This window comes from Ferruginibacter sp. (assembly GCF_031430955.1).
Taxonomy (GTDB): domain Bacteria; phylum Bacteroidota; class Bacteroidia; order Chitinophagales; family Chitinophagaceae; genus Ferruginibacter.
In genome coordinates this window covers 1-5,934 of record NZ_JANPCM010000473.1, presented here as the reverse complement: position 1 = coordinate 5,934, position 5,934 = coordinate 1, and the positions used below count along the sequence as shown (strand labels likewise).

Annotated in this window: 6 protein-coding genes; 3 read left to right on the top strand and 3 right to left on the bottom strand. The window is 36.0% G+C overall.

Going from position 1 to position 5,934, the window contains the following annotated elements:
- Nucleotides 1-438: acyl-CoA dehydrogenase family protein (locus ACY65O_RS13020; RefSeq protein WP_462221291.1), on the bottom strand; the 438-nt coding region annotated here is incomplete at its 3' end.
- Between the two features lie 97 nt (nucleotides 439-535).
- Entirely contained in the window at nucleotides 536-979 is a 444-nt protein-coding gene (locus tag ACY65O_RS13015; RefSeq protein WP_462221290.1) for a MarR family winged helix-turn-helix transcriptional regulator, read from the bottom strand.
- Nucleotides 980-1,081: 102 nt separating this feature from the next.
- Between ACY65O_RS13015 and ACY65O_RS13010 the strand changes: the two genes are divergently transcribed.
- The 3 genes from ACY65O_RS13010 to ACY65O_RS13000 all read left to right on the top strand — a co-directional run bounded on the left by ACY65O_RS13010 (nucleotide 1,082) and on the right by ACY65O_RS13000 (nucleotide 4,930).
- Nucleotides 1,082-2,257, top strand: coding sequence for a glycosyltransferase (locus ACY65O_RS13010; RefSeq protein WP_462221289.1), 1,176 nt, complete (start codon nucleotides 1,082-1,084; stop codon nucleotides 2,255-2,257).
- The gene (locus tag ACY65O_RS13005; RefSeq protein WP_462221288.1) at nucleotides 2,233-3,753 is read left to right on the top strand and encodes a malate:quinone oxidoreductase; all 1,521 of its coding nucleotides are present in this window, start codon (nucleotides 2,233-2,235) and stop codon (nucleotides 3,751-3,753) included. Before ACY65O_RS13010 ends, ACY65O_RS13005 begins: the two co-directional genes overlap by 25 nt.
- Nucleotides 3,754-3,814: 61 nt before the next feature.
- Nucleotides 3,815-4,930, top strand: coding sequence for an ABC transporter permease (locus ACY65O_RS13000; protein WP_462221287.1), 1,116 nt, complete (start codon nucleotides 3,815-3,817; stop codon nucleotides 4,928-4,930).
- Nucleotides 4,931-5,039: 109 nt separating this feature from the next.
- On the opposite strand, the gene ACY65O_RS12995 is transcribed toward ACY65O_RS13000, so the two are convergent.
- Nucleotides 5,040-5,513, bottom strand: a complete 474-nt coding sequence (locus ACY65O_RS12995; RefSeq protein ID WP_462221286.1) for an Lrp/AsnC ligand binding domain-containing protein — start codon at nucleotides 5,511-5,513, stop codon at nucleotides 5,040-5,042.
- Nucleotides 5,514-5,934: the final 421 nt, after the last annotated feature.

Sequence of the window (5,934 nt, the reverse complement as noted above, 5' to 3'; positions counted from 1 at the left end):
CCATTCGCCGCTGGCCAATTTAGGAATGTATTTTTTCTTTTGTTCTTCGGTACCAAAATACAAAATGGGTAATGTACCAATACCCGTGTGTGCAGCAATGGCCACACTAAAAGAAAAACCACCGCCAAGCCCTTCATTCACCAAAGTAGAAGTAATAAAATCTTTGCCCAGTCCGCCTAAAGCCTCAGGTACACTTGCACCCAATAAACCCTGCTCACCGGCTTTTACCATCAGCGATGGCATCAGGCCTGCTTCCATTTTATCAATCCTGTCCACAATGGGCAGCACTTCCGAATTTAAAAACTGCAGGCACATATCTTTTACCATCAGTTGCTCTTCATTAAAATCTTCGGGAGTAAAAGTTTCAAAAGCATTGCTTTCTTTAATTAACCATTCGCCACCTTTAAGGAGTGTAGTGGTTGATGTTGTTGTATTCATAAAATTTGTTTACCCCCATCCCCTAAAGGGGGTATGGAGAATTATTAATAAAAGTTCTTTTCAATATTGATTAGGTCAAAGTCCCCCTTCGGGGGATTTAGGGGGCAAGGTTATCATATACCATCTGCAACACTTCCTTCGCAATTTCAATTTGCCCGTTTGTTACACCTTGTAACGCTTCATTTAAAGTAGTATTCGCCACTTCCATACATTTTTCTTCCAGCTCTCTTCCCTCATCGGTTAACACAATCATATTTATCCGCCTGTCTTCTTTTGATGCATTTCTTTTTACCAGTTTTACTTTCTCCAGGTTATCCACCAGCCTTGTAATACTGGGTTTATCTCTAAATGTAGAATCGCACAATTGCTGCTGACTCATGCCATCGGTTTTCCATAAATGATACAGCACACTCCACTGTTCAATGGTAATTTCGATATTAGCCTGTTTAAAATTTTTTTGCAGACGCCGCCCAATTGCAGTGCTTGCCTTGCCGGTAATAAAGCTGTAAAGTTCTCCTTTTTTAAATTGGTTGTTGGGCATATAGTTGTTTATGCAACTAAACAAAGATAATAATTATTTTGAACCGTAAAAATTTATTTTTGTGTAACCGGTCCCGCTTTTGGCGGGATACGCCATACCAATATGCACCAGGCTTTACTCATCATTTCAGTAATATTATTTGGCATTTACTTTTCACTTATTATTTATTACCGTCAAAGCTGGGTGTCGATCTCTGATTATAAATTTTCAATTTCGGATTTTCAACCCACTACAAAAATATCAGTAGTCATTCCTGCCCGTAACGAAGCAGAAAATATAAAAAATTGTCTTGATTCTATAGTTAACCAATCTTACCCAAAACATTTGTTTGAAATATTGGTGGTTGACGATCACTCGACTGATAACACTGCTGCAATAATTACTGGTTACGCATCACAAAATGTAAAACTCATTTCTTTAAAAGATTTTGTTGCGCCTGCAGCAATAAATTCTTACAAAAAGAAAGCTATTGAAATTGCTGTACAGCAATCAACAGGTGATTTAATAGTTACAACCGATGCCGATTGTTTTGTACCGCAAAACTGGCTGCAAACTTTTGCTGCATTTTATCAGGAAAAAAAACCTGAATTTATTGTAATGCCTGTGGCTATTGATTGCAGCTTTCATTTTATAGAAATGTTTCAGGCAGTAGATTTTATGACGCTGCAGGGAATAACCGGCGCAGCAGTGTATAAAAAAATGCACAGCATGTGCAATGGCGCTAATCTTGCTTATTCCAAAAAAGCATTTGTACAAGTAAATGGATTTGCAGGAATTGATACTATTGCTAGCGGCGATGATATGCTGCTGATGTATAAAATTTATAAACAATATCCTGATGGTATTGCGTATTTAAAAAGCAAGGAAGTAATTGTGCATACTGCACCTGTAAAAACTATTGGGGAATTTTTTAACCAACGCATCCGCTGGGCAAGCAAGGCAGATAAATACGATGATAAAAGAATTTTTGCAGTGCTGCTGCTGGTATATTTATTTAATTGTTTGTTGCTGGTTTTACCCATATTCGCTTTGATAAATAATATTCAATACTCAATATTCAATGTTCAATGTTCAACTTTTGGAGCATGGTTATTATTACTGCTTTTAAAAACAATAACAGAACTGATATTTTTGTTACCTGTTGCGAAATTTTTTAATAAACAAATTTTGTTATGGTTATTTCCATTGATGCAGCTTTTTCATATTTTATATACTGTTATTGCAGGTTGGCTGGGTAAATTTGGTAGTTATAAATGGAAAGACAGAAAAGTAAAATAAATAAAATGAAGTTGAAGAATAATATTGGTACTGAAGTTGTATTGATTGGCGCAGGTATAATGAGTGCTACACTGGCTATATTTTTAAAAGAATTAATGCCAGATATTTCCATCACCATTTTTGAAAGACTTGATAAAGCTGCCGAAGAAAGCAGTGATGCATGGAATAATGCCGGCACCGGACATTCTGCTTTTTGCGAATTAAATTATACTACTGTAAAAGAAGATGGTACAATAGATATCAGCAAAGCTTTAAAAATTGCATCGCAGTTTGAAATGTCGAAACAATTTTGGGCTTACCTGGTACAACAAAAATATATTTCAGCTCCAAAAAATTTTATTAATCATGTACCACATATAAGTTTTGTTTGGGGCGATGAAAATGTACAGTTTTTAAAAAACCGTTTTGATGCGCTCACAAAAAATATTTTATTTAGGGATATGGAGTTTTCCAACAACAGTGAAATATTAAAAAACTGGATGCCGCTGGTAATGGAAGGAAGAGCTGCTGCAGAGAAAGTAGCAGCTACAAAAATGGATTTGGGTACTGATGTAAATTTTGGATCACTCACTGATGCTATGTTTGCACATTTAGAAAGTTTAAAAAATGTAACGTTGTATTTAAATCACGAGGTAAGAGATTTGGAAAAACAGGATGATGGGAAATGGAAAATATCTGTAAAAAATTTAATTACAGATAACAGTATAAAAATAAATGCCGATTTTGTTTTTATTGGTGCAGGCGGTGGATCATTACCATTATTACAAAAATCGGATATTGAAGAAGCACAAGGTTATGGTGGCTTTCCTATTAGCGGACAATGGCTGCGTTGCACTAACGAAAATATTATACAACAACATGCAGTAAAAGTTTATGGCAAAGCTGGCGTAAATGCACCACCCATGAGTGTACCGCATTTAGATACGAGAATCATCAATGGAAAAAAAGAATTACTCTTTGGCCCCTTTGCTGGTTTTAGTACTAAGTTTTTAAAAAATGGTTCTTACTTCGATCTGCCCAAAAGTATAGAGTGGCATAATATGGTGCCGATGATTTCTGCAGGCTGGCATAATTTACCGCTTACAAAATATTTAATTCAACAGATTACACAATCTGCCGAAGACAGGTTGAATGCATTGAAAGAATATTATCCCCATGCTAAAATGGAAGACTGGGAATTATTAATTGCCGGGCAAAGGGTACAGGTAATAAAAAAAGATGAAAAAGAAGGCGGCGTGTTGGAGTTTGGAACCGAATTAGTTTGTGCTGCAGATGGATCGTTAGCCGCTTTACTGGGAGCTTCTCCAGGGGCTTCAACAGCAGTTGCAGTAATGATAAATGTTTTAAAAAATTGTTTTAAAGAAAATTTTGAAAGTGATGACTGGCAATTAAAATTAAAAGAGTTATTGCCCACTTTTGAAAAACGCTGGGAAGATTATGAAATACTTTGCCAGGAGATAAGGGAATGGACAAATGATGTGCTGGAATTAAATTAGTATAGATGTCTAGGGTTTAGATGTTTAGTTTTTTACTTACTATTCTTGTTACTTTTACATTATGCATCAATCTCTTTCTTATAACCAGCAAACCTGGAAGCGGCTTAAAAAAAATAAAAGCGCTTTGTTGGGTTTGTTCATAATCTGCATTGCTGTGCTGCTTGCATTGTTTGGTTATTTATTTGCTCCCGATAATTCTCCGAATGCCGATTTACAAACTGTGGAGATACAGGCAAAGAAAGCTGGATATACCCAAACGTTTTTAAAAGTTCCGGATTTTAAAAACAGTAGTACCGAGAATTGGTTTACTGTTTTATTGTCAGGAAAAAAAAATAATTACCGTTTAACTCCCATAAGTGGTTACGTTGTAAAAAACGACACTCTCTTAATAAATAAATTTATTGATGAGGATACTTCAGTGGTACAATATTTTTCGGTTAATCAGCTTACAAATAATCATCCTGAAAATTTTACCACACAAAATATCGTTGTTAAAAAATACTGGCTGGGTACTGATAAATTTGGCAGGGATATTTTAAGCAGGTTAATAATTGGCACGAGAGTAAGTTTAGCTGTTGGTTTAATTGCAGTGCTTATCTCCTTAACATTGGGAATTATTTTAGGCTCAATAGCAGGGTATTTTAAAGGCTGGATAGATGAAGTGGTAATGTGGTTGGTAAATGTTACCTGGAGTATTCCCACATTGCTGTTAGTTTTTGCTATTACATTAGCAATGGGTAAAGGCTTTTGGCAAATATTTATTGCTGTTGGGCTAACCATGTGGGTTAGTGTGGCACGTTTGGTACGTGGGCAGGTAATGGCCGTAAAAGAACTGGAGTTTGTACAGGCTGCAAAAGCTTTGGGCTATACTAATTTTAGAATAATCGCAAAACATATTTTACCTAATATACTGGGACCAATTTTAGTTATTGCTGCAAGTAATTTTGCAACTGCAATAATTGTAGAAGCCGGTTTAAGTTTTCTCGGTATTGGTGTACAACCACCGCAGCCCAGCTGGGGTTTAATGATTAAGGAGAATTATAATTTCATTATTACCCATAACCCCCTGCTGGCATTAATTCCGGGTTTTGCTATTATGTTACTGGTACTTGCTTTTAATTTATTGGGTAATGGATTAAGGGATGCGGTGGATGTGAGAGCCCCCTCCGCCCCCTGAAGGGGGAACTTTGCAGTAAAATATTTATATCAGTTTTCAATTTTCAAAAAGAAGTTTACAGAGCTTTTATCTTCGTAGTTCCTCCTTCAGGGGGCGGAGGGAGCTGCCTTTATTCCTTCGGTGCCACCTGCACATTTCTGCTAAAGCCTTCTTCTAAAGAAATAAAAGTTTCGGTACGTTCAATCCCTTTTATTTTTTGCAGTTCATCATGCAAAACATTTCTCAGCTGATTAATATCCTTACAAACTATTTCTATAAACATGCTGTAATTACCAGTAATGTAATTCAGTCTTACAATTTCCGGTATCTGCATTAAATCTTTCGCAACACTATCGTATAAAGAACTTTTCTCTAAGTAAATACCAACAAATGCAGTAATGTCGTAACCCAGTTGCCTTAAATCTACATTTAATCTTGTACCTTTAACAATACCAAACTCCTGCAACTTTTTAATACGCACATGTATAGTACCTCCGCTGACAAATAATTTTTTTCCAAGATCAGCATAAGATATTTCAGCAGTTTCCATCATCTCGTGGATAATCTGAAGATCTAATTTGTCAAGATTCAATTTAGCAGCCATCTTTAATTTTTATTTTAGTTTTATTTCAATATAATACACAAATATTTGAATTATTTCTATATTTTCCAAATTTTTTATAAATTATTTTCAAATTAAAGGTTAAAAGTGTAGATTTGCACTATTAAGTTATTAAAAATTGTGGGGTGATGAAATTTTTGGCAGACATGCCCTCTTGTCTCGAGGGTGAGGATAACAGGATAAACGCAGCATAGAGCCGTATTAGTAGCAATACTGATGCGACCGGGGTCGACCACCGAACTTTGTACTGCAGCTAACTGCCTCGTGGAGGTTCGATCCCTCCCCCTACAGCTTTAATTTATTTAAGCCTTTGCATTTTTGCAAAGGCTTTTTTTTGCTCCTTAATGGCAGCGACCCTCTTGTCTCGAGGGTGAGGATAACAGGATAAACGCAGCATAGAGCC

Bases quoted from the DNA above. Each gene is read 5' to 3' on its own strand.
- ACY65O_RS13015 (WP_462221290.1), bottom strand. From the start codon at position 979: ATGCCCAACAACCAATTTAAAAAAGGAGAACTTTACAGCTTTATTACC.
- ACY65O_RS13010 (WP_462221289.1), top strand. From the start codon at position 1,082: ATGCACCAGGCTTTACTCATCATTTCAGTAATATTATTTGGCATTTAC.
- ACY65O_RS13005 (WP_462221288.1), top strand. From the start codon at position 2,233: ATGGAAAGACAGAAAAGTAAAATAAATAAAATGAAGTTGAAGAATAAT.
- ACY65O_RS13000 (WP_462221287.1), top strand. From the start codon at position 3,815: ATGCATCAATCTCTTTCTTATAACCAGCAAACCTGGAAGCGGCTTAAA.
- ACY65O_RS12995 (WP_462221286.1), bottom strand. From the start codon at position 5,513: ATGGCTGCTAAATTGAATCTTGACAAATTAGATCTTCAGATTATCCAC.